This window comes from Kutzneria sp. CA-103260 (assembly GCF_018263855.1).
Taxonomy (GTDB): Bacteria; Actinomycetota; Actinomycetes; order Mycobacteriales; family Pseudonocardiaceae; genus Kutzneria.
In genome coordinates this window covers 4035328-4054874 of the sequence record NZ_CP073318.1, presented here as the reverse complement: position 1 = coordinate 4054874, position 19547 = coordinate 4035328, and the positions used below count along the sequence as shown (strand labels likewise).

The 19547-nt window shown below is 70.6% G+C and carries 15 protein-coding genes; 5 read left to right on the top strand and 10 right to left on the bottom strand.

Annotated features, from left to right (window positions below):
• Position 1 precedes the first annotated feature (1 nt).
• The 7 genes from JJ691_RS17355 to JJ691_RS17325 form a co-directional block, all read right to left on the bottom strand.
• Positions 2 to 1555, bottom strand: a complete 1554-nt coding sequence (locus tag JJ691_RS17355; RefSeq protein ID WP_211769788.1) for an alkaline phosphatase D family protein — start codon at positions 1553 to 1555, stop codon at positions 2 to 4.
• Positions 1556 to 1632: 77 nt separating this feature from the next.
• Positions 1633 to 2172 (bottom strand): hypothetical protein, encoded by a 540-nt coding sequence (locus JJ691_RS17350; protein WP_211769787.1) that lies wholly within the window; start codon positions 2170 to 2172, stop codon positions 1633 to 1635.
• Positions 2169 to 3836: a PHP domain-containing protein gene (locus tag JJ691_RS17345; protein WP_249227996.1), complete on the bottom strand. Its 1668-nt coding sequence runs from the start codon at positions 3834 to 3836 to the stop codon at positions 2169 to 2171. Before JJ691_RS17345 ends, JJ691_RS17350 begins: the two co-directional genes overlap by 4 nt.
• A gap of 148 nt (positions 3837 to 3984) precedes the next feature.
• Positions 3985 to 5025 carry a LacI family DNA-binding transcriptional regulator gene (locus tag JJ691_RS17340; protein WP_211769786.1) on the bottom strand — a complete coding sequence of 347 codons (1041 nt, stop codon included), beginning with the start codon at positions 5023 to 5025 and terminating at the stop codon, positions 3985 to 3987.
• Positions 5026 to 5037: 12 nt separating this feature from the next.
• Positions 5038 to 5901 (bottom strand): ROK family protein, encoded by an 864-nt coding sequence (locus JJ691_RS17335; protein ID WP_211769785.1) that lies wholly within the window; start codon positions 5899 to 5901, stop codon positions 5038 to 5040.
• Position 5902: 1 nt separating this feature from the next.
• Positions 5903 to 7270, bottom strand: a complete 1368-nt coding sequence (locus JJ691_RS17330) for a sugar porter family MFS transporter (protein ID WP_211769784.1) — start codon at positions 7268 to 7270, stop codon at positions 5903 to 5905.
• Positions 7267 to 8979 carry a class I mannose-6-phosphate isomerase gene (locus JJ691_RS17325; RefSeq protein ID WP_211769783.1) on the bottom strand — a complete coding sequence of 571 codons (1713 nt, stop codon included), beginning with the start codon at positions 8977 to 8979 and terminating at the stop codon, positions 7267 to 7269. The genes JJ691_RS17330 and JJ691_RS17325 overlap by 4 nt, the downstream gene beginning before the upstream one ends.
• A 100-nt stretch (positions 8980 to 9079) precedes the next feature.
• On the opposite strand from JJ691_RS17325, the gene JJ691_RS17320 reads away from it, so the two are divergent.
• Entirely contained in the window at positions 9080 to 13312 is a 4233-nt protein-coding gene (locus JJ691_RS17320; protein ID WP_211769782.1) for a polysaccharide lyase family protein, read from the top strand.
• A gap of 22 nt (positions 13313 to 13334) precedes the next feature.
• Here JJ691_RS17320 and JJ691_RS17315 read toward each other — a convergent pair whose 3' ends face one another.
• Complete coding sequence (locus JJ691_RS17315) at positions 13335 to 13772, bottom strand: winged helix-turn-helix transcriptional regulator (RefSeq protein ID WP_249227995.1); 438 nt, start codon at positions 13770 to 13772, stop codon at positions 13335 to 13337.
• A gap of 54 nt (positions 13773 to 13826) precedes the next feature.
• Between JJ691_RS17315 and JJ691_RS17310 the strand changes: the two genes are divergently transcribed.
• Complete coding sequence (locus JJ691_RS17310; RefSeq protein ID WP_211769781.1) at positions 13827 to 14363, top strand: carbonic anhydrase; 537 nt, start codon at positions 13827 to 13829, stop codon at positions 14361 to 14363.
• Positions 14364 to 14547: 184 nt separating this feature from the next.
• Here the strand turns inward: JJ691_RS17310 and JJ691_RS17305 are convergent, their stop codons facing one another.
• Positions 14548 to 15309 carry an MBL fold metallo-hydrolase gene (locus tag JJ691_RS17305; protein ID WP_211769780.1) on the bottom strand — a complete coding sequence of 254 codons (762 nt, stop codon included), beginning with the start codon at positions 15307 to 15309 and terminating at the stop codon, positions 14548 to 14550.
• Positions 15310 to 15397: 88 nt separating this feature from the next.
• On the opposite strand from JJ691_RS17305, the gene JJ691_RS17300 reads away from it, so the two are divergent.
• Both JJ691_RS17300 and JJ691_RS17295 read left to right on the top strand, forming a co-directional pair.
• Entirely contained in the window at positions 15398 to 15988 is a 591-nt protein-coding gene (locus JJ691_RS17300) for a CGNR zinc finger domain-containing protein (protein ID WP_211769779.1), read from the top strand.
• Positions 15989 to 15998: 10 nt separating this feature from the next.
• Positions 15999 to 16904, top strand: a complete 906-nt coding sequence (locus JJ691_RS17295; protein WP_211769778.1) for an aminoglycoside phosphotransferase family protein — start codon at positions 15999 to 16001, stop codon at positions 16902 to 16904.
• A 3-nt stretch (positions 16905 to 16907) separates the two neighbouring features.
• On the opposite strand, the gene ligA is transcribed toward JJ691_RS17295, so the two are convergent.
• Positions 16908 to 18893, bottom strand: a complete 1986-nt coding sequence (ligA, locus tag JJ691_RS17290; protein ID WP_211769777.1) for an NAD-dependent DNA ligase LigA — start codon at positions 18891 to 18893, stop codon at positions 16908 to 16910.
• Between the two features lie 105 nt (positions 18894 to 18998).
• On the opposite strand from ligA, the gene JJ691_RS17285 reads away from it, so the two are divergent.
• Entirely contained in the window at positions 18999 to 19499 is a 501-nt protein-coding gene (locus tag JJ691_RS17285; protein WP_211769776.1) for a peptidylprolyl isomerase, read from the top strand.
• The last annotated feature ends 48 nt before the right edge of the window (positions 19500 to 19547 follow it).

Sequence of the window (19547 nt, the reverse complement as noted above, 5' to 3'; positions counted from 1 at the left end):
ATCACCGCTGGGGCGCCAGCTCCTTCGACCACAGCACGGCGCCGGAGTTGTCCCGCAGCCGCACGGTCATCGCCTCGGTCTCGGCCGAAACGGAGACCTGGCCGAAGAACTGGAACTCGGTGGCCGGCGAGGCGTTCGCGTACGGGGGAGCCTTCACGAACACCTGCTGCGCGCCGAAGGTGGTGTCCACGGCGTCGGGCGGGAAGGCGCCGGCGTTGAGCGGGCCGGAGGTGAACTGCCAGAACGGGTCGAAGTCCTGGAAGGCCGCCTTGTCCGGGTCGAAGAAGTGCGCGGCCGTGTAGTGCACGTCGGTGGTCAGCCAGACGGTGTTGCGGATGCGGTGGCGCTTGACGAAGCTCAGCAGGTCGGCGATCTGGAGCTCCCGACCCAGCGGCTTTCCGTTGTCCCCCTGGGAAACCGCCTCGAACTTGCCGCCGGCGTCGGTGACCACCTCGCACAGCGGCATGTCGTTGGAGATCACCTTCCACCTGGCCGTGGACCGGGCCAGCTCGCGCTTGAGCCAGGCCGCCTGCTCGTGGCCGAGGATGCCGCCGTCGTTGAACGCCTGCTTGTCCGGCGAGTTGGCGTCCCGGTACCAGCGCATGTCCAGCACGAACACGTCCAGCAGCGGCCCGTGGTGCAGCACCCGGTAGATGCGGTTCTCCTTGTCGTACACCGGATTGATCGGCACGTACTCGTGATATGCCTGGCGGGCCCGGTACTTCAGCACGTCGACCCGCTTCTCGGTGTAGAGCGGGTCGTCCAGGATCTCGCCTGGGTACCAGTTGTTGTGCGTCTCGTGGTCGTCCCACTGCTGGATCTGGGCCACCTCGGCGTAGAACCGGCGCAGGTTCTCGTCCAGCAGGTTGTACTTGTAGTTGCCCCGGTACTCGTCCAGCGTCTCGGCGACCTTCGACTTCTCCTCGGTGACGATGTTGCGCCACAGGCTGCCGTCGGGCAGCGTCACGGTCGGTTCGATCGGGTCGTCGGCGTAGATGTTGTCGCCGTTGCAGAGGTAGAAGTCGGGGTCCAGCTTGCGCATCTGCTCGAAGATCCGGTAGCCGCCGCGCGCGGTGTCGATGCCGAAGCCCTGCCCGGCCAGATCACCCGACCAGACGAAGGAGACGTCCTTGGCCCGCCGCGGCACGGTGCGCAGGTGGCCGCTCAGGGGCGGGCCGGCCAGCGACGTGTCGTACAGGTCGACCGGAGTGACGCGGTAGTAGATGTCGGCGCCGTCGGGGAGGCCGGACAGCACGGTCTTGCCGGTGAAGTCCGAGCCGGGCAGCAGCAGCGCGCCGGGCACCGTCCTCGTCCGGCGGAACGTCGGTTCGGTGGCGACCTCCACCACCATACGGGCCGGCCGGTCGGCGCGGGCCCACACCGTCGCCTGGTCGGCCAGCACGTCGCCGCTCTGCAGCCCGTGTGTGAGCATCGGTCGGCCGGCCCGGACCAGCGCGGGCGCCGCGCCGGCCGGGTCCGCCGCCAGCCCGCCGGCGACCATCGCGCCACCAGCGGCGACCGCGCCGCGGAACAGGGTCCGCCGGGACAGTGACATCACTCGACCTCCAGACTCGTGGTTCCCCAGCTTCCTATCCCGCCGGGGCGAACGCCACGTGACCGGTCGGTGAAGCTTCAGTCGTGGTCGGCGCAGCAGGGAGTGGGATTGGGCACCTCGAACGGGGCGTACCGGCCCGGGCCGGCCGGCGTCACGGCCAGCACCAGCTCGCCGGCCTGCCATTCCGGGCGCAGGTGATCACGAGTGTCCAGCACGTCGTCGGGCCCCGGCTGGTCCGGCCCGCCGATCACCTGGAAGCGAGTGATCGGCGACCGGGCCAGCACGTCGCCGACCCGCACGCCGCCGGTGAGTCCGCCCGAGCCGGGGAAGACCACGGCACGGCCGGAAACACGGTGCTGGGCAAGTGCTTCGACGGCGGCGGCGGACAGATCGGGCGGGCCTGAACGATCGGCGCCCACAGCCACTCCGGCCGTAAAGTCGACGAGTTCCGACCACGGACCGTCGAATTCGAGCGACACGGCGACATGGGGCCGCGCACCGCGGATCAGATGCGTGCAGGCGACGACCGGGAGGCGGAGCCGGTCCACGAGGTCGTGGATCAGGTGGTCCGCCTCCCGCAGCGATCGACTGCCGGTGTCGACGCCGACGATGGTCACGACGGCAGGACCCACAGGGGGTTGCTGTAGAACCACAGGTCGCGCCACGGGTCGGCAGAGCCGAGCACGTCCATGGCCGGCCCGACGGGATCGACGGCGGGGCCCCGAAGGCCGACGGCGGTGCGGTTTCCGTCGGTGCCGCGCAGCCGCACGTATCGCGGCGTGCCGACCCGGCCCAGCGGATAGGTGAACCGGACCGTGCCGGCGGACTTGTTGACCTCGAAGGACTTCACGACCTTGGCGGTCGGCGCGACGAAGCCGTCCCGGTCAGCCGCGGGGCCGGTGACGTCGCCGGCGATGACGTCGATGCGGGCCAGCAGCGGCACGAACTGGGCCCAGTTCGGCCCGTTGGCCAGATCGACGGAGATCACCAGGTCGACCTCGGTGCCCCGGCGGACGTGCAGCATGCCGCCCAGCGGCACCTCATCCCGGCCGTTGCGGGCCCGCAGCCGGACGTCCAGGCCGCTGATCAGGCCGCCGTGGTCGACCCACACCCGCCCGGCGCGGATCCCGTCCATCACCGCCGCGTACGAGAAGCCGCTCGCGCCGACGTGGGTGCGGGAGTAGTAGCCGGGCCAGAAGTCGGTGTCGGTGAGGTTGAGGTCGCCGCCGTAGACCGGGTCGTTGTACTTGCCGTTCTTGACGAAGTCCGAGCCCGGACCGCGCACCGCGTTGTCGGCGTACACGTTGTGCGAGTCGGAGTTCGCGGTGATCCACCAGGGCTTGCCCTCGGCCAGCAGGCTGTCCCACAGCCCGCCCACGGTCGAGGTCATCCAGTCGAACCCGCCCCAGGTGCGGTAGCTCTCCAGCGGATAGCCGGGGAACGAGTCGGCGCTCGGGCTGTTGTCATAGCCGCCGCGGCCGCTGCCGGGACCGTGCGGGGCGGGGATGCCGGCCCCCTGGTGGCCCGGCGCGCCCTCCATGCCGACAGCGATGTGCGGGGCGGCGTCCCGCCACCCGCGGATCTCGTGCGGCGAGTCGATTCCCTTGCGGGCCGGGTGGTTGGCCAGGAACAACGCGTCCTGCACGCGGCGGCGACGCACGGCGTCGGCCAGGAAGCTGACGCCGGCGATGGCCATGGCCTCGTTGGCCGGGGTGCCGGCGGTGGCGCCCTTGACCGCGCCGTCGAAGGAGTTCTCGAACTCCTTGAGCAGCGCGACCTCGTTGCGGCCGGGGTGCACGAACACGGTGCCGTGCTCGGCCGCCGGGATGTTCCACTCCAAACCCTGGAACACCAGCGTGTCGTCGACGGCGTCGCGGGCGGCGACGATGTCCGGGTTGACCTTCTCCACGCCGATCTTGGCGTGCTGCTCGCTGCCGTGGTCGGTGATGACCATCCAGTCCAGCCCGTACGCGTTCGCGTGCCGCACGTGGTCGATCACCCGGTACTTGGCGTCCGAGCTGTACTGCGTGTGGATGTGGTGGTCGCCGGCCAGCCACAGGAAACCGTTGCGCGACGGGCGGTTGCGGTCCGGGCCGGCGGCGGCGGTGCCGGCGGTCAGCACGCTGGCCGTGGCCAGCCCCGCGCCCAGCAGCCCGGCCCGGCGGAACATCGATCTACGCGATAACTCGTCCGGGCTCAGGGCCTCGTCGGGCACGTCGACGTCGGCGGCCGCCGGCACGTGCTCGTGCGAGTGGTGATGGTGATCGTGATGGTGTCCCACCGGGAACCTCTTTCCGGGCCGACTCGGGCGTTCCGGGCGAAGCCTCACCTGTCGGGGCAAATCACGCCTAAACGGCATATGACGTGAAGGTGTCCATCCGCTGCGTGCTCGCGGGCACACGATGGGTTGCCCGTGAATTCGGCGACCGTCAGGAATCCGCGCCGCGGCGGACGATCGTGGTGGGGACCATGGTGCGGCGGGCCGGCTGGCCGGCGCCCGGGCCGAGGCGGTCGAGCAGCAGCGTGGCGGCGCGGCGGCCCACCTCGCGGGCGTCGTAGGAGACCACGGTGATCGGCCGGTCCAGCAGGTCGGCCAGTTCGAAGTCGTCGAAGCCGGCGAGCACGGTGTCGGCGCCGAGGCGGCGGATCTCCCGGTAGGCGCCCAGGGTTATCCGGTTGTTGGTGCAGAACAGGGCGGTCGGCGCGTCGGCCCGGTCGAGCAGTTCCCGAGCGGCCGCAACGGCGCTGGGAATGTCGTCCGGGCCGCGGCGGATCAAGTCCTCGCGGGGCGTCAGGCCGGCCTCCTCGTGCGCCGCCCAGTAGCCGCGGAACCGCTCGGCCCCGGTGTACCGGGTGGGTGGGTTGCCCAGGAAACCGACCGACCGGTGCCCGTCGGCCAGCAGCCGCGCGGTGGCGGCGCGGGCGCCGCCGAAGTCGTCGACCAACACTGTGTCCACATCGATGCCGGCCGGCGGGCTGGCCGCCAGCACGATCGGAATCCCGCCCAGCACGGCCGGATCCAGGTGCTGGTGCCGGGATCCGGCCGGCACCACGATCATGCCGTCGACCCGGCGGGAGAGCAGGTCGTCGACCAGCTCGTGCTCGCGCTGGACCTGGCCGGCGGTGTTGCCGAGCACGAGCCGCAGGCCGTGCTGCTCGGCCACCTGCTCGGCGCCCAGCGCGAGCTGGGAGTAGAACGGGTTGCCGAGATTGGTGACGACCAGGCCGATCATGCCGCTGGGCCGGCCCAGCCGGAGGTTGCGGGCCACCTCGTTGCGGCGGTAGCCCAGTTCCCGCACAGCGGCGAGCACCCGTTCCCGGGTGGCGCTGCTGACGTTCTCGTCCTTGAGCACCCGGGACACGGTCATCGCGCTCACTCCGGCCCGCGCCGCGACGTCCCGCATCGTGGGCGTGGCGTTCGAGGGCACGGTGGTGGCGCTTTCTGTGAAATCGGCACGCTTTTCGGCCATTGTAGGCGATGATCAGCGGTCGGGGCCGGAGCGCGGCCGTGTCGCCCACCGGGCCGCGCCGAGCAGGGGAGCGTCCACCGGACGCTGGGCCGTGCGGAGCTCGACGGTGACGTCGAGGCCGGCTTGGAGCGGACCCTCGACGAGGTCCCAGGAGGCGGCGATCGAACCGCCGACGACCAGCACTGTCGCCTCGAACCCGGCCAGCCACGGGCCCATCGCCACCCCCAAGGCGTGAAAGGCGTTGGCCAGCACGGTTCGCGCATGCGGGTCGCCGTCGCGGGCCAGTTCGGCGATGACTTGCACGTCTGGCGCGTCGTGGCCGTAGGCGGCGCGAATTGCCCGCCGCGACACGGTTTCCTCCAACGGGCGGCCGCGGTAGTGCACCCGGTGGGCGCTGCCCTCCGGCGGTACCAGCGGTCCGTCGTTCACCGGCACGCCGTCGTCGAGGAACGCCGAGCCGACGCCGCTGCCCAGCGTCAGGCACACCGCGCGCCGGTGTCCGGCCGCCGCTCCGGCGACGTACTCGCCGATGCCGAACGCGTCCGCGTCGTTGAGGAACCGCAACACGGCCGGTTCGGGCAGCCGGCGGGTCAGCTCGGCCCCGACATCCACGCCGTACAGCGACTCGAACTTGCCGACGTCGTGAAACAGGCCGATGCCCGCGTTGTAGTCGAACGGCCCCGGCACCGCGACACCCCACCGCGCCCCGGCCGGGGCTTCGACCTTCGACGCGGCGGTGACGATGCCGTCGAGGATCTCCTCCCGGCTGCCCTGCGGAGACAGCGGCATTCGCACGGGGACGTCCACCGTCGCGCCGTCCACCAGCGCGGCGGTGACATGCGTGCCGCCGATCTCCAGCACAGGAACCGGGCCCATGTCAGCGCATTGCTCCGAAGCTACCGTCACGCAATGCATTCTCGATGTCCTCAAGGCTGCGCCCGCGGGTTTCCGGGACAAAACGCAGGACGAACAGGAACGCCAGCGCGTTGACCACGGCGAACAGCCAGAAGGTGCCGGTGGTGCCCAGGGCGCTGGTCAGGGAGAGCGTGGTGAGGCTGACCAGCAGGTCGAACACCCAGACGGCCAGGGTGGAGGTCGCCACCGCGACCGACCGGACCTCGAACGGGTACATCTCCGGGCCGGCCAGCCACACCACTACCGAGAGACTGCCGCCGTTGCCGGCGATGTAGCCGAGGACGCCCAGAATCACCACCCAGCGGGCCGGGCCCTGCGGGGCCGGCTGGATCATCAGGACCGTGGCGAGGGCGGCCAGGCACAGCACCGCGACCGGCAGCAGCGTCAGCAGCAGGCGACGGCGGCCGAGGCGGTCCACCAACCGGACGCCGATGGCGACCATGAGGAAGTTGACCACGCCGACGCCGACCGTGGTCAGCATCGCCGCGTCGCGGCCGAACCCGGCGTCGCCGAGGATCGTCGGGGCGTAGTAGATGATGGCGTTGATGCCGGTGACCTGGGACGCGATGGCCAGGCCGAGGCCGGCGACGAGGGCCGGGCGCAGCCATCGGGCCCGCAGGGCGGCCAGGCTGCCCTGCGGAATCGTGGCGGCGTCGGGTCGGTGTCCATCGGGAACCGCGGCGAGGTCGGCGATCTCGGCCTCCACCGCGGCCGCGTCGGGCCTGATGCGGGTCAGCACTTTTCGTGCTGCCTCCGGGTGGCCGTGGGTGAACAGCCAGCGCGGGCTCTCGGGCAGCGCGAGCATGCCCAGCAGCAGGGCCACGGCCGGCGCGAGGCCCAGACCGAACATCCAGCGCCAGCCGTCGTCGAGGGCGTAGCCGGAGAGGTACGCGGCCAGGATGCCCACGGTGATGGCCAGTTGGAACAGCACCACCAGGCCGCCCCGCCGGGCCGGGGACGCGAGCTCGGCGACGTACACCGGCACGGCCTGTGCGGCCAGGCCGACGGCGAAACCCAGCACCAGGCGGGCGATCCCGAGCGTCCACACCTCCGGCGTGACCGCGGCCAGCGCCGCGCCCGCGGCGAACACCGCCGCGGCCACGATGATCGCCCGGCGGCGGCCTATGCCGTCGGACATACGTCCCGAGGAAGACGCGCCGGCGATGGCCCCGACGATGATCGCGCTGGTGATCAGCTGCTGTCCGGTGTCGGCCAGGCGGAACTGCCCGGCGATCGTCGGCAGTGCCCCGGAGATGATGCCCGTGTCGTACCCGAACAGCAGCCCACCCAGGCTGCTCACGGCGGCGATCACCAGCAACGAGCGGTTCATGACGGCTGTCCTTCCCGGACGAGGGCCTTGATCACGTGCACCCGCCGGTCGCCCAGCGGACGGAGGCGGTAGGCGCCGACGGCGGCGGGCACGGTCAGGGTTTCGGCGAAGGCCAGGTCGTGGACGCGGCCGTCGGAGGTCTCGATCACCACGCCGTCGCCGGCGGAGACGTTGAGGATGTGGAAGCGGCCTTGAGTGTTGTCCTCGGCAGTGCCGTGGTCGAGCACGAAGCGCCGGACTTCGTAGAAGAGTTCCGGTAGTGCGCCAAGGAGTTCCTCGCGCCAGCCGGGGCCGGTGCGAAGGGGGCGAGGAGGCTGGATCAGGTCGTGGACGACGTCCTCGCCCTGACGGTCGCGGTCGAGATTGGCGAAGCCGTGGTCGTAAGGGAGCGGACGGGAGTTGCCGCGGGCGTCCCGGCGCAGCCAGTCGTAGAAGCGTAGGGAGTACAGGTAAGGCGTGGCGCTGATCTCCAGGACGAGATTGCCGGCGCCGGACGCGTGCGGGGTGCCGGCGGGGATCAGGTAGAGCTGGCCGGGTTCGGCGGGATGTCGTCGCACGAAGCGTTCGACGTCCATCGGCTCGCCGCGCTCGATCGCCAGCTCGACCTGCTTGCGCATCAGGCCGAGGTCGGCATCCTGTTGCAGGCCAAGGTAAACCCCCGCGCCGGGGTCGGGGCTGGCGGTGACGTAGTAGGACTCGTGCTGGGTGTAGGGCCAGCCGAACCGGTCCCGCATGTACTCCGCCCGCGGATGGAGGTGCAGGGACAGATTGCCGCCGCCGACGGTGTCCAGGTAGTCGAAGCGGATGGGGAACGAGGTGCCGAACTCGGCGTGCACGGCCGGGCCGAGGAAGGCCGCCGGGTGCAGCACGCACAGCAGTTGGAACGGCAGTTCGACGTCGGCCTCGGGGTCGCCGACGAGCACGCCGGCCTCGGGGGCGATCAGCTCGTAGCCCAGCGCGGTGTTGCCGGCCTGTGGGGTGAAACCCAGTTCCCGGGCCGCCCACTGGCCGCCCCACGGCGTCGAGTTGAAGTACGGGCGGGTGCGCACCGGTCCGGTGGCCAACTGTTCGAGCGTGGCCCGCATGGCCGGGCCGTCCAGGGACGCCGGGTTCGCCGGGTCGCGGAGGTCTATCCAGCGGTCGATGCGGTGGGCGATGGCGTCGCGGTGGCCGTCGGACATAGGCCAGTCGGCATAGAACAGGCGACGTAGGTCGCCAGGTAGAGCGTGGCGACCGAGGTTCACACCCACAGGCAGATCGCCGGCGGCGATGGCCGCCTCGGCGTAGCGCTTGGGCAGGTCGGCGTACCACAGCACGTCGTGGTCCGACAGTGCCGCGCCTGGGCCGTAGACAACCAGGATTCCGTTGACGGGCCGGGTTATCTGGGGCAGCTCGCGGTAGATGTCGGAGACGCTGTTGTCGGCCAGCCCTAGGTAGTGCGGGTCGGAACCGTCGTCACCGGTGCGGCGGCAGATGGTGTCCCAGTCGGCCTCGTATGTCCGGAGGTCTAGGTCCCTGGTCGTAGTCCCAGCCGCCCGCAGCGTGTCGAGAAGGCAGGCGATCGCCGTGGTCCAGTCGAGCGCCGCCGGCCCGTCCACGGCGAGCACCGCGGGCGCTGGCGGCAGGGACCGCGCTGCGGCGGCCCAGCCGCGGGCGACCTCCCCGGCCACCGGGGCGTAGCGCGGGTTTCGGTCGTAGGAACGGGTCACAGCGGCCTCCGATACCGGTCTTGTTAACGTTAACGATGACTGCGAGGCTTTCAGCCGTCAAGACTTGTCGGTCGGTGTGGTTATCGTTAACAATCCGATGATGTCGTCGCATCCAACACTCCGCCGGCGGTGGCTGGTCGACGCGGTCGTGGTGCTGGTCGCCGCGGCTTCGGTGTCGACGGTCGTGGCCGGTTCCAGCGCCGGGGCGCCCGCGTACACCGAGCCGTCGGTGTTCACGATCGGCAGCCCTGACCAGTCCGACGCCGAGTTCGCCCTCTCCCCGGGGGACTACCAGAAGTACCCCTCGGCCTTCCCCCAGGACGCGACCTACACCGTGGGCCTGAGTCGTACGAGGGATTGGCCCTACATCCAGCCTGGGCCGGCCGATGCCTGGGCCGGCGGCAAGTCCCACGCCGACACGATCAACTACTCCCTGGCCGCCGTGCCGGCCACGGACCTCATCCTGCGGATCGACTACGTCGACACCCATGACAGTGCACCTCCCACCGTGGAGGTGTTGTCCAACGGGCATTCGGTCGAGTCGGTGACCACGCCGGCCGGCGGCGGCGCTGGGGTATATGGCATCGGCTCCTTCTCCGGCACGACGGGCTACGTCAACCGTCCGCACGAGATCGGCGTGCTCATCCCGAGGGACACCTTGGCCGCCGGTCGAAACAGCCTCGTCCTGCGGAGCACCGCCGGCTCCTGGGCGGCTTATGACTCGGTGCGCCTCGTGCCCGCGCCCGGCCAACTCGGCGCGGTGCGGGTGCTCGCGGAGACGCCCACCGTGCTGTTCAAGTCCGACCAGCGCCAGCTCGTGGACGTCGACGTGCAGAACACGGCGGGCCCGGCCGCGGCCACCATCACCGCGACCCTCGGCCGCGACAGCGCGCGGACCACGATCGCCTCGCTGCCGGCGGGCCGGTCGACGCAGCGCATCGAAGTGCCGGCGGCGCCAGGACCAGGACCATCCAAACTGGACATCACCGTCGCGCTCGACGGGCAGCCGGCGGGAACGTACGCCACCAGTCTGCCCTACCAGCGGCGCTGGCAGGTGGACATCATCAACGGCAGCCACCTCGACATCGGCTACCACTACGACCAGGCGACGACTCGCCAGCTCCAGGACGCGTTCCTGGACCAGGCGGTGGCCCAGTGCGCCGCCACCGCGAACCGTCCGGACGCCGAACGCTACCGGTGGACGGTCGAGCAGGCCTGGATGATCGACGACTACGTGCAGGACCGCCCGGCCGACAAGGTCAAGGCGCTCGGCGGCTGTGTGGCCGCCGGCCAGATCGAGCTGACCGCCTCGTACGACAACAATCTCAGCGACCTGGGCAGCACCGAGCAGCTGATCCGGGCCCAGGACAAGGGAACCCGGACGTTCGCGGCGAAGTTCGGCCGGCCGGTGACCGCCGCGATGCAGGACGACGTCACCGGGGTGACCGCGCAGAAGACCCAGCTGCTGGCCAAGCAGGGCGTGACGATGCTGATCAACGGCTCCAACCCGGACCACACCGGGCGCTGGAGCGTGCCGCACACCGCCCAGGACTTCCCGGCGCTGTACCACTTGCAGGCGCCGGACGGCAGTTCGGTGCTGACGTTCCTCGCGGCCAACTCCTACGACGAGGGCTACAAGCTGAACTGGCAGGGGCTCAAGTGCGGCCTCGCGCCGTGGCCGAGCGACGACCCGAACGACACCTGTGGCACCGCGCCCACATTGCCGTACCATCCGGTCGCCGCGCCCTCGCCGGCCCAGGTGCGGGACGTCACCGCCAAGACAGCCGCCGGGATCGCCAACTGGTTCCCCGGTCTCCAGGCCGGGCGGTACCCGCAGTCGGTGTACCCGCTGATGTTCTTCGAGGACTCCACGCCGCCGATGAACGGCATCTCGGACGTGATCCACACCTTCGGCCAGCAGTACGCCTGGCCGAAGCTGGTGATGTCCACGCCGTCCCGGTTCTACCAGGACGCCACCACTGCGCCCGGGCAGAAGGCGAAGTCCGGGTATTCGCCGGATCCGACCTCGCGGGACGCCTCGCAATTGCCGGTCAAGAGCGGTGACTACCCCGACTGGTGGTCCGACGGTGCGGGCTCCTCGGCGTTCGAGACTGGCGAGAACATGCAGGCCCAGGTCCGCACTGGCAGCGCGGAAACCCTTGGCGCGCTGGCCCCGTCGGCCAACCAGCAGTGCCTGGTCGACTCCGCCTACCGGGAGGAGGAGCTCTACACCGAGCACACCTGGGCCAGCCCGGAGCTGATACCCGACGATCCGCAGTGGGCGGTGAAGAAGGCCCACGCCGACAAGGCTTCCCGCTTGAGCACGGACGCGATGGACGCCGCGACGGCGGCATTGGGCGGGCAGGTCGCGAACCCGTCGGCCAATCCGGGCATCGCGGTGTTCAACTCGGTGTCGACGCGGCGCAGCGATGTGGTGACGACGACGGTTCCCGACGGGTGGTCCGGGCAGTTGGTCGATGCCCAGACCGGTGCTGTGACGCCGTACGAGCCCGCGGGGCCGGGCAAGATTCGGTTCATCGCGGCCGATGTTCCGGCTGTCGGCTATCGGACGTACGAGCTGCGGTCCGGTGCGAATCCCACTGTCGGCCTGGATTCGGCGCTGCACTGGGATTCGGGCCAGGGAATCCTGGAGAACCAGTACTATCGCGTGACCGTGTCGACGGACACCGGTGTCGTGAAGTCGGTGTACGACAAGGCCGCCGGCCGTGAACTCGTGGACACGACGTCGGCCTTCGGCCTCAACCAGTACGTGTACCGGCCCAACCCGCAACGCGACGGGCGAACGACGCCGGACAAGCAGTGGTCGCCGGGGCGGGCCACGGTGACCGTGCAGTCGGCCGGGCCGGTGAGCGTCAGCATCAAGGTCGCCTACCCCGACACCCCTGGTGGCAAGGATGGCACCGGGGCGGCGACCGGCGTGGAATCAGCCGGCGCCACCTTCACCCTGTACGCCAACACCAAACGGCTGGACATCGCCGACGACATCGACAAGACGTGGGTCACCACACCGGAGGAGGGCTACTTCGCCTTCCCGTTCAAAGTGGACAAACCCACGGTGACCTATGAAGCTCCTGGCACGCCGGTGACTCTGGGCGCGGGCCAGCTTCCCGGCTCGTCCATGGACTGGCAGGCCGTGCGTGGCTACGCCGACCTGTCCAACGCCGGCGGCGGGGTCACCATGTCCACAACGGACACACCGCTGATGGAGTTCGGGCATATCCGCAGCATGGAGTTGCAGCCACGGCCCGGCCGCCTCGACCAGTCCGGTCCGGACCCGGCCGCGCCGACGCCCGACAACGGATCGGCCTTCTCCTACGCGTTCAACAGCCTGTGGAACACCAACTACCGGCAGGCCCAGTCCGGTCCGGTCAGCTTCCACTACTCGATCACCAGCCACGACAAGGGATTCGAGCCGGTGGCCGCGACCGGCTACGGCATGGGCGTGCAGACCCCGCTCGCGTCGGCGCCGCTGTCGCCCTCGCATGCCGGCACCTACCCCGGGGGCGCGAAGTCGCTGGTGTCGGTCGATGCCGCGAACGTCTTCGTGCAGGCGGTGAAGCAGGCCTATCCGGTGCGTCAGGCCAGTTCGCTCACCCTGCCGCTGACCGTCCGCCTGCTGGAGGTCGCGGGGAAGTCGGGGACGGTGCGGCTGCGGCTGCCGTACAAGGTGACGGCGGCCCAGCTGGAAAGCCCGTCAGAACAACCGAACGGGCCGAAGCTGGCCGTGGTCGACTCCGGCTCCGGCTCAGAGGTGATCGTGCCGGTGGGCCAGCACGAGATCGTCACCGTGGGCGTGCGGCCGGCGACACCCCAAACCGCCGCGACTCCACTGGTGTGTGCATCCGACTTCGCGCTCGCGCCCGACGGTTATCAGAACTACGCCAAGGCTTTCCCACACGACGTCGACTACACCGCCCAGCAGGACCCGGGGTTCACCGCCGGCGTCTCCTACCCGTCGGCGACGACACCATGGGTCTCCACCCAGGGCGGCAGCGTCGTCAGTCCACGGTGGAGCTACATTCAGCCCGGTCCGTCGGACGACTGGGCCGGTTCCCGGCCGCACACCTTCACCCTGAGGTTCACCGTGGCCGAACCACGTGACCTGACCTTGAGCCTGTGGCTGCTCGACAGTCGCTCGCCGGCCATCGATGTCGCGCTCAACGGTCAAGCAGGCAAACGGATCCAGTTGCCATCCGGTGGTAGTTCCCAAACCATCGCGTTGCATGGCCTCAAGGCGGGCCAGAACTCCGTCACGATCACCACCACGGCCGGTTCCTGGCTGGCCTACGACGGGTTCGCCATCGGCGGCTGACCGCTGCTCGGCGAGTTCGCCGTCAGACGCGCGTGACGGCGAACTCGCCGGGGCGGATCTGCTGCTGGCAGGCGCCGCAGACGGTGGTGGGGTGGAGTTCCGCGCCGCAGTTGTGGCGGAACACGGCCTTGCGCGCGCCGTCGCCGGTGTAGCGCTCGCCCCATTCCCGGAGCATGAGGATCACGGGCACGAGGTCGATGCCGGCCTGGGTGAGGTGGTACTCGAAGCGCGGCGGGTGCTGGGAGTACTGGGTCCGGGTGAGCACGCCGGCCTCCTCCAGCCGGCGCAGCCGCCCGGTCAGCAGGGTGCGGGGCGCGCCGGTCAGCTTGGCCAGGTCGGAGAACCGGTGGTAGCCGTACATCAGCTCGCGCAACACCGGCAGCGAGTAGCGGTCGCCGAGGATCTCCAGCGCGTCGGTCATCGAGCACTCGCGAGGAGTCGGTAGCGATTCTGTACTCACCCTGCTACGGTACACCATGGTTGGTCCAGAAAGTGGACTGAGTGGGGTGGTGTCATGGTCGGCGTGGACGAACTCCTGTGGCGCAACGCCGAGTTCGCCGCCGGGGCATTCCAGGAAGGGCTGCGGCTGACGCTGCGAGGAGGCGGGCTGATGGTCATCGGCTGCGTCGATCCCCGGGTCGATCCCGCGCACGTGCTGGGGCTGCGGAACGGAGAGGCCGCGGTGCTGCGCAATCCCGGCGGCCGGATAACGCCATCGACGTTACGGGCCCTGAAGACCCTGGCCAAGGTCGGCGAGGTCTACTCCGGGAACCAGCCGCGCCCGACGAACCTGGTCATCCTGCACCACACCAAGTGCGGCCTGACCGGGCTGACGCCCTACGTCGACCTGCTCGCCGAGTACTTCGAGGTCCCGGCGGCGGAGTTGCCCGCGCGGTCGGTCGACGACCCCTACGGCTCTGTGCGGGCCGACGCGGAGATCATCCGGCAGCGCGTCCACCGCCCGAACTACCTCGTCTCCGGCTTGGTCTACGACGTCGACACCGGGCTCGTGGACGTTGTCGTGCCGCCCGCCCAGGTGCCCGTCGACTGAGGCAACGCCGGCCTTCCGGGGAGCAGCGGCAGGGCCAGTTCCTGGACACCGCCGCACGTCAGGAAGGGCCCCTTCCTGACGTTGAACGTCAGGAAACGCGCCTTGATCTTGGCGGCGTGCGGTGAAGGGGTCCTTCCTGACGTTGGGGATGGGGGAGGCGGGGTCGGTTTGGCTTGAGGGGTGGTCAGGGCAGTTGGAGGCGGTCGGCGAGGCCGGCCGCGGCGAAGGCGGCCTTGATGTCGTCGATGCCCTCGGTGAAGTGGGACCAGCTGTCGCAGTGCGCGGGGACGACCCAGCGGGCGTCGAGGAGCTGGGCGGCGGAGGCGGCGCCGGCGCTGTCGAGGACCAACAGCTCGCCGTCGAAGATGGGGAGGCGGGGAGCGCCGGCGAACAGGATGGCGGTGTGCACGGGGGCGAAGCGATCGGCGATGAGGCGGACGTGGTCGAGGGACGCGTTGTCGCCGCTGACGTAGACGGTGGGCAGGTCGTCGGCGGTGAGCACGAAGCCGGTGACCTCGCCGGCGACGGCCAGGACGGCTGAGGCGCCGGCGGCCTCGGGGCCGTGGAGGGCGGGAACGGCGGTGACGGTCACGTGCCCGCCATCTGGACGGGACAGTTCAGTTGTCTGCCAGGGCTGTAGGCCGAGGGCGGTGCCGCCGAGGCGGACGGCGCCGCTGGGGGTGGTGACGGTGACGGGAACGGTGGCCAGCAGGGCTCGCCCGGAGTGGTCGAGGTTGTCGGGGTGCTCGTCGTGTGACAGCAGCACGGCGTCAATGGGTCCGAGCTCGGCCAGGGTCACGGCGGCGGGCGCGGTCTTGGTCAGGCCCGGCGGATAGTCGCCGGGGGCATCGAAGGTCGGGTCGGTGAGCAGGCGCAGACCGCCGTACGAGATGAGCGCGGTCGGGCCGCCCAGGACGCGGATGGCCAGCTGGTCGGTGGAGGACATGGCGAAACCTCATGGATGAGTAGGGGTGTATCCGTGAGATGACGCTAGCGTCATCTCACGGATAGAAGCAAGTGGTACCGTGAGAAGCGTGGATGTGACGGTCGACGGCGAGCTGGTGCTGCCGGTAGCGCCCGGGGCGGACCAGCACCCGGCGCTGGACCTGGCCAACAGCGCGGTGGCCCTGCCGGCCGGCCACTTCGTCGACCTGCTGGGCACGCCCACGGCGGCCGAGCGATGGCTGCTGGCCCACGACCTGGTTCCGGCCGGTGCGGAGCTCCACATGCGGGAGATGTGCGCGGCCCGGATGCGGACGCTGCGCGAGCAGATCCGAGTCCTGCTCGACTGTCTCCTCGCCCAACACCCGGCGCCGACCGAGGCGGTGGCGGCGGTCAACGACGCGATGACCAAGGCTCCCGCCGCATCCCTGCTGCACTGGGACGCCGCCAACGGCCCCCATCGGGCCACGGCCCATCCCACCACCCAGCTCGTCGACCACGCCCTGGCCGTGCTCGCCGCCGACGCCGCCGACCTGCTCACCACCGCCGACGCCGAGCGCCTCACCGCCTGCGGATCCCCACCCTGCAACCGTTATCTGCTGCGCCACGGACGCCGGCAGTGGTGCTCGACCCGGTGCGGTGATCGTGTGCGGGCCGCCCGTGCGTACGCCCGCCGAAGCTGAGGACGCCGCTTTGACCAGCACACCGGATCTCGGTCCCGCGCCCCAGCGCATCACTGTGGACACGGCGCAAGTGCGGCGGTTGATCAACGACCAGTTCCCCCGGTGGGCCGGTCTCCCGGTTCGGCCGGTGGCCAAGAGTGGTTGGGACAACGTCACTTTCCACCTCGGCGACACGATGCTGGTGCGGCTGCCGAGCGCGGCCGAGTACGCCCTGGCGGTCGACAAGGAACAACGGTGGCTGCCGGTGCTCGCGCCCCGACTGCCGCTCCCGATCCCGGTCCCGGTGGCGAAGGGGAGTCCCGGCGCGGACTATCCGTTCTCGTGGTCGATCTACCACTGGATGCAAGGCGAACCGGCGAGGGCCGACCACATCTCCGACCCCGTCCGGTTCGCTCTCGATCTGGCTGAGTTCCTGGCCGCCCTGCAGAGGATCGACGCCGCTGACGGCCCGCAGCCGGGCAAGCACAACTGGTTCCGGGGAGCCACCCTGCGCACCTACGACGGCATCGCCCAGCGCGCACTCACGACACTGGACGGCCATATCGACGTCGATCTGGCCCGTGAGCTATGGAAGACCGCGCTGGACGCCCCCTGGGACGGAGTGGACGTCTGGTTCCACGGTGATGTCGCGCCGGGAAACCTCCTGCTCGACGGCGGGAAGTTGGCGGCGGTCATCGACTTCGGGACCTGTGGCGTCGGCGATCCGTCCTGCGACCTGGCCATCGCCTGGACGCTGCTCACCGACGGCGGCCGGCAGGCGTTCCGCGAGCGACTGTCCGTCGACGAGGCGACATGGGCGCGCGGGCGCGGCTGGGCGCTGTGGAAAACGCTGGTCACCTGCGCGCAGACCGTGGGCCGAGCCGACGAGGAGGCCACGACCGCGCGCGGCGTCCTCGACGGCATCCTCGCCGAATAGTGGTCAGGCGATGCCGGCCTCGATGAGCTGCTGCCAGACCTCGGCCTGGTCGGCGGTTCGCACCTCCAGCTTCTCGGCCTTGGCCAGCTTGCTGGCGCCGACGTCGGCGCCGGTGATGAGCAGGTCGGTGTTGGCGGAGACCGACGAGGCGATGGTGGCGCCGGCCTTCTCGCACAGACGCTGGAAAGCGGGGCGGGGGACCTTCTCACCGGAGCGGGGATCGCTGATCGCGCCGGTGACGACGACGGTCTGACCGGCCAGTGGCGCGCCGGCGGCGACCACCGGGGGCAGATCCTCCTCGCGCACGTCCAACGAGACGCCGTAAGCCCGCAGCCGCCGGAGTTCGACGCGAAGCCGGGTGAGGTGCTCGATCAGGGAGGCAGCGACCCGAGGCCCGATGTCCTCCACCTCGACCAGCCGTTCCTCGCCGGCGTCGGCGACGTCCTCCAGCGAGCCGAAGCCGGCCCGGCACAGGCGGGTGGCGGTGCCCTCCGACGCCATGGGAATGGCCAGCCCGATCAGGGCCCGGCGCAGGCCGACCTGGCGGCTGGCGGCGATGGACTCGATCATGCGGGTCGCCGAGGTCTCGCCGATGCGGTCGAACTCCAGCAGCCGGTCCTTGGTCAGGGCGTAGAAGTCGGACGGGTTCTCCAGGTCGCCGGACTCGGCCAGGCGCTCGATCCACACCGGACCGACGGCCTCGATGTCGGCGGCCGCGCGGGAGGCCCAGTGGATCAGCCGGCGCACCGTCTGGGCCGGGCAGGAGACGTTGGTGCAGAACAGTTCCCGGCTGTTGCCCTGCTCGGTCAGCGGCGCCTGGCAGGACGGGCACGCGGTGGGCGGCACGATCTCCCGCTCCGCGCCGGTGCGCTGGGACTCGTCGAGCACGCCGGCGACGAACGGGATCACGTCGCCGGCCCGGCGCACCAGCACCGTGTCGCCGATGCGGATTCCCCTGGCCTTGATGACTTCCTGGTTGGCCAGGGTGGCCCGGGTGACCGTGGTGCCGCCGACGAACACCGGCTCCAGCCACGCCACCGGGGCGATCTTGCCGGTCTTGCCGACGTCCCACACGACGTCAGCCAGCACCGTGGTCTTCTCCTCGGCGGCGAACTTGTAGGCCAGCGCCCCACGCGGCGAGTTGGAGCGGGCTCCCGCCGCCGCGTAGGCGTCCCGGTTGGCCAGCCGCAGCACCGCGCCGTCCAGGTCGTAGTCGCGGTCGTTGCGGCTGCGTTCGATCTCGGCGATCACCGCCTGGGCCTGCTCGGCGTCGGCGCACAGCCGCATGTCGGCGGCCTCCAGGCCCAGGGCCTGCAGGGCCTGCTCCAGATCGGCCGAGGCGGCGTCGGTGTAGAGGTCGAAGGCGAACAGCCGGAGCCGCCGCTCGGCCACCGTCGCCGGGTCCTTGGCCCGCAGCGTGCCGGCGGCCGCGCCCCGCGGGTTGATCAGCGGCTTGTCCGGGTGCGCGGCGTTGTAGGCGGCGAAGGTGGAGCGCAGCATCACCGCCTCGCCCCGCACCTCCACCCGGCCCGGGGCGTCGATGCGCTCCGGCACGCCGTCGACCAGCGCCCGGACCAGCATCGTCACGTCGTCACCGGTGGTGCCGTCACCGCGGGTGACCGCCCGCACCAGCCGCCCGTCCTCGTAGACCACGGCCAGCGACAGGCCGTCCAGCTTGGGCATGACCGCCATCGGCTGCCCGGGGAACCGCTCGAAGAACGCCGCCACCTGGTCGGGCTTGGTCGCCTTCTCCAGCGACAGCATCGGCCGCGAGTGCCGGACCGGCGCGTGCAGCACCGCCGGCGCGCCCACCTGCTCCAGCGGGTTCGGGTCGGGCGCCAGCTCCGGGTGCTGCCCGATCAGGGTCCGCAGCTCGTCCTCGACCGTGTCGTACTCGGCGTCGGCCACCAGCGGCGCGCCCCGGTAGTAGGCGTCACGCAGCGCCACGATCTGGTCAGCGAGCTCTTGGATGCGGTCCCCGGTGTTCACGGCGCTGACGCTACCGGCTCACCCTGACAATCGACCTGCGCGTACTCCCGGCGACGGTGCGCTACGCTCGGCCACCGACAGTGCCAGCCACACCGAGAGGTCTCCATGTCCAAGGTCAAGTTCTCCACCAACCACGGCGACTTCGTGCTGCAGCTGGACGCCGACAAGGCCCCGAAGACGGTCGCGAACTTCGAGCAGTACGTCAAGGACGGCCACTACGACGGCACCGTCTTCCACCGGGTGATCCGGGGCTTCATGATCCAGGGCGGCGGGTTCGAGCCGGGCATGCGCCAGAAGCCGACCAACGCGCCCGTGCAGAACGAGGCCGACAACGGGCTGAAGAACACCAAGTACACCGTCGCGATGGCCCGGACCTCGGACCCGCACTCGGCGACGGCGCAGTTCTTCGTCAACAGCAGCGACAACGACTTCCTCAACCACAGCGGCAAGACCGCCCAGGGCTGGGGCTACACGGTCTTCGGCGAGGTGGTCGAGGGCCGCGAGGTCGTCGACGGCATCGAGGGCGTGAGCACCGGCTCCAAGGCCGGCCACCAGGACGTGCCGAAGGACGACGTGGTCATCAGCAAGGCCGAGATCGTCGGCTGAGACCGGTCAGGCCGTGCGGGCGGGTGCCTGCACGGCCGGCTACGGCGG

Excerpts from the sequence above, each read along its gene's own strand:
- JJ691_RS17355 (WP_211769788.1), bottom strand. The coding sequence starts at position 1,555 with ATGTCACTGTCCCGGCGGACCCTGTTCCGCGGCGCGGTCGCCGCTGGT.
- JJ691_RS17340 (WP_211769786.1), bottom strand. The coding sequence starts at position 5,025 with ATGGCCGAAAAGCGTGCCGATTTCACAGAAAGCGCCACCACCGTGCCC.
- JJ691_RS17335 (WP_211769785.1), bottom strand. The coding sequence starts at position 5,901 with ATGGGCCCGGTTCCTGTGCTGGAGATCGGCGGCACGCATGTCACCGCC.
- JJ691_RS17330 (WP_211769784.1), bottom strand. The coding sequence starts at position 7,270 with ATGAACCGCTCGTTGCTGGTGATCGCCGCCGTGAGCAGCCTGGGTGGG.
- JJ691_RS17320 (WP_211769782.1), top strand. The coding sequence starts at position 9,080 with ATGTCGTCGCATCCAACACTCCGCCGGCGGTGGCTGGTCGACGCGGTC.
- JJ691_RS17310 (WP_211769781.1), top strand. The coding sequence starts at position 13,827 with ATGGTCGGCGTGGACGAACTCCTGTGGCGCAACGCCGAGTTCGCCGCC.
- JJ691_RS17305 (WP_211769780.1), bottom strand. The coding sequence starts at position 15,309 with ATGTCCTCCACCGACCAGCTGGCCATCCGCGTCCTGGGCGGCCCGACC.
- JJ691_RS17285 (WP_211769776.1), top strand. The coding sequence starts at position 18,999 with ATGTCCAAGGTCAAGTTCTCCACCAACCACGGCGACTTCGTGCTGCAG.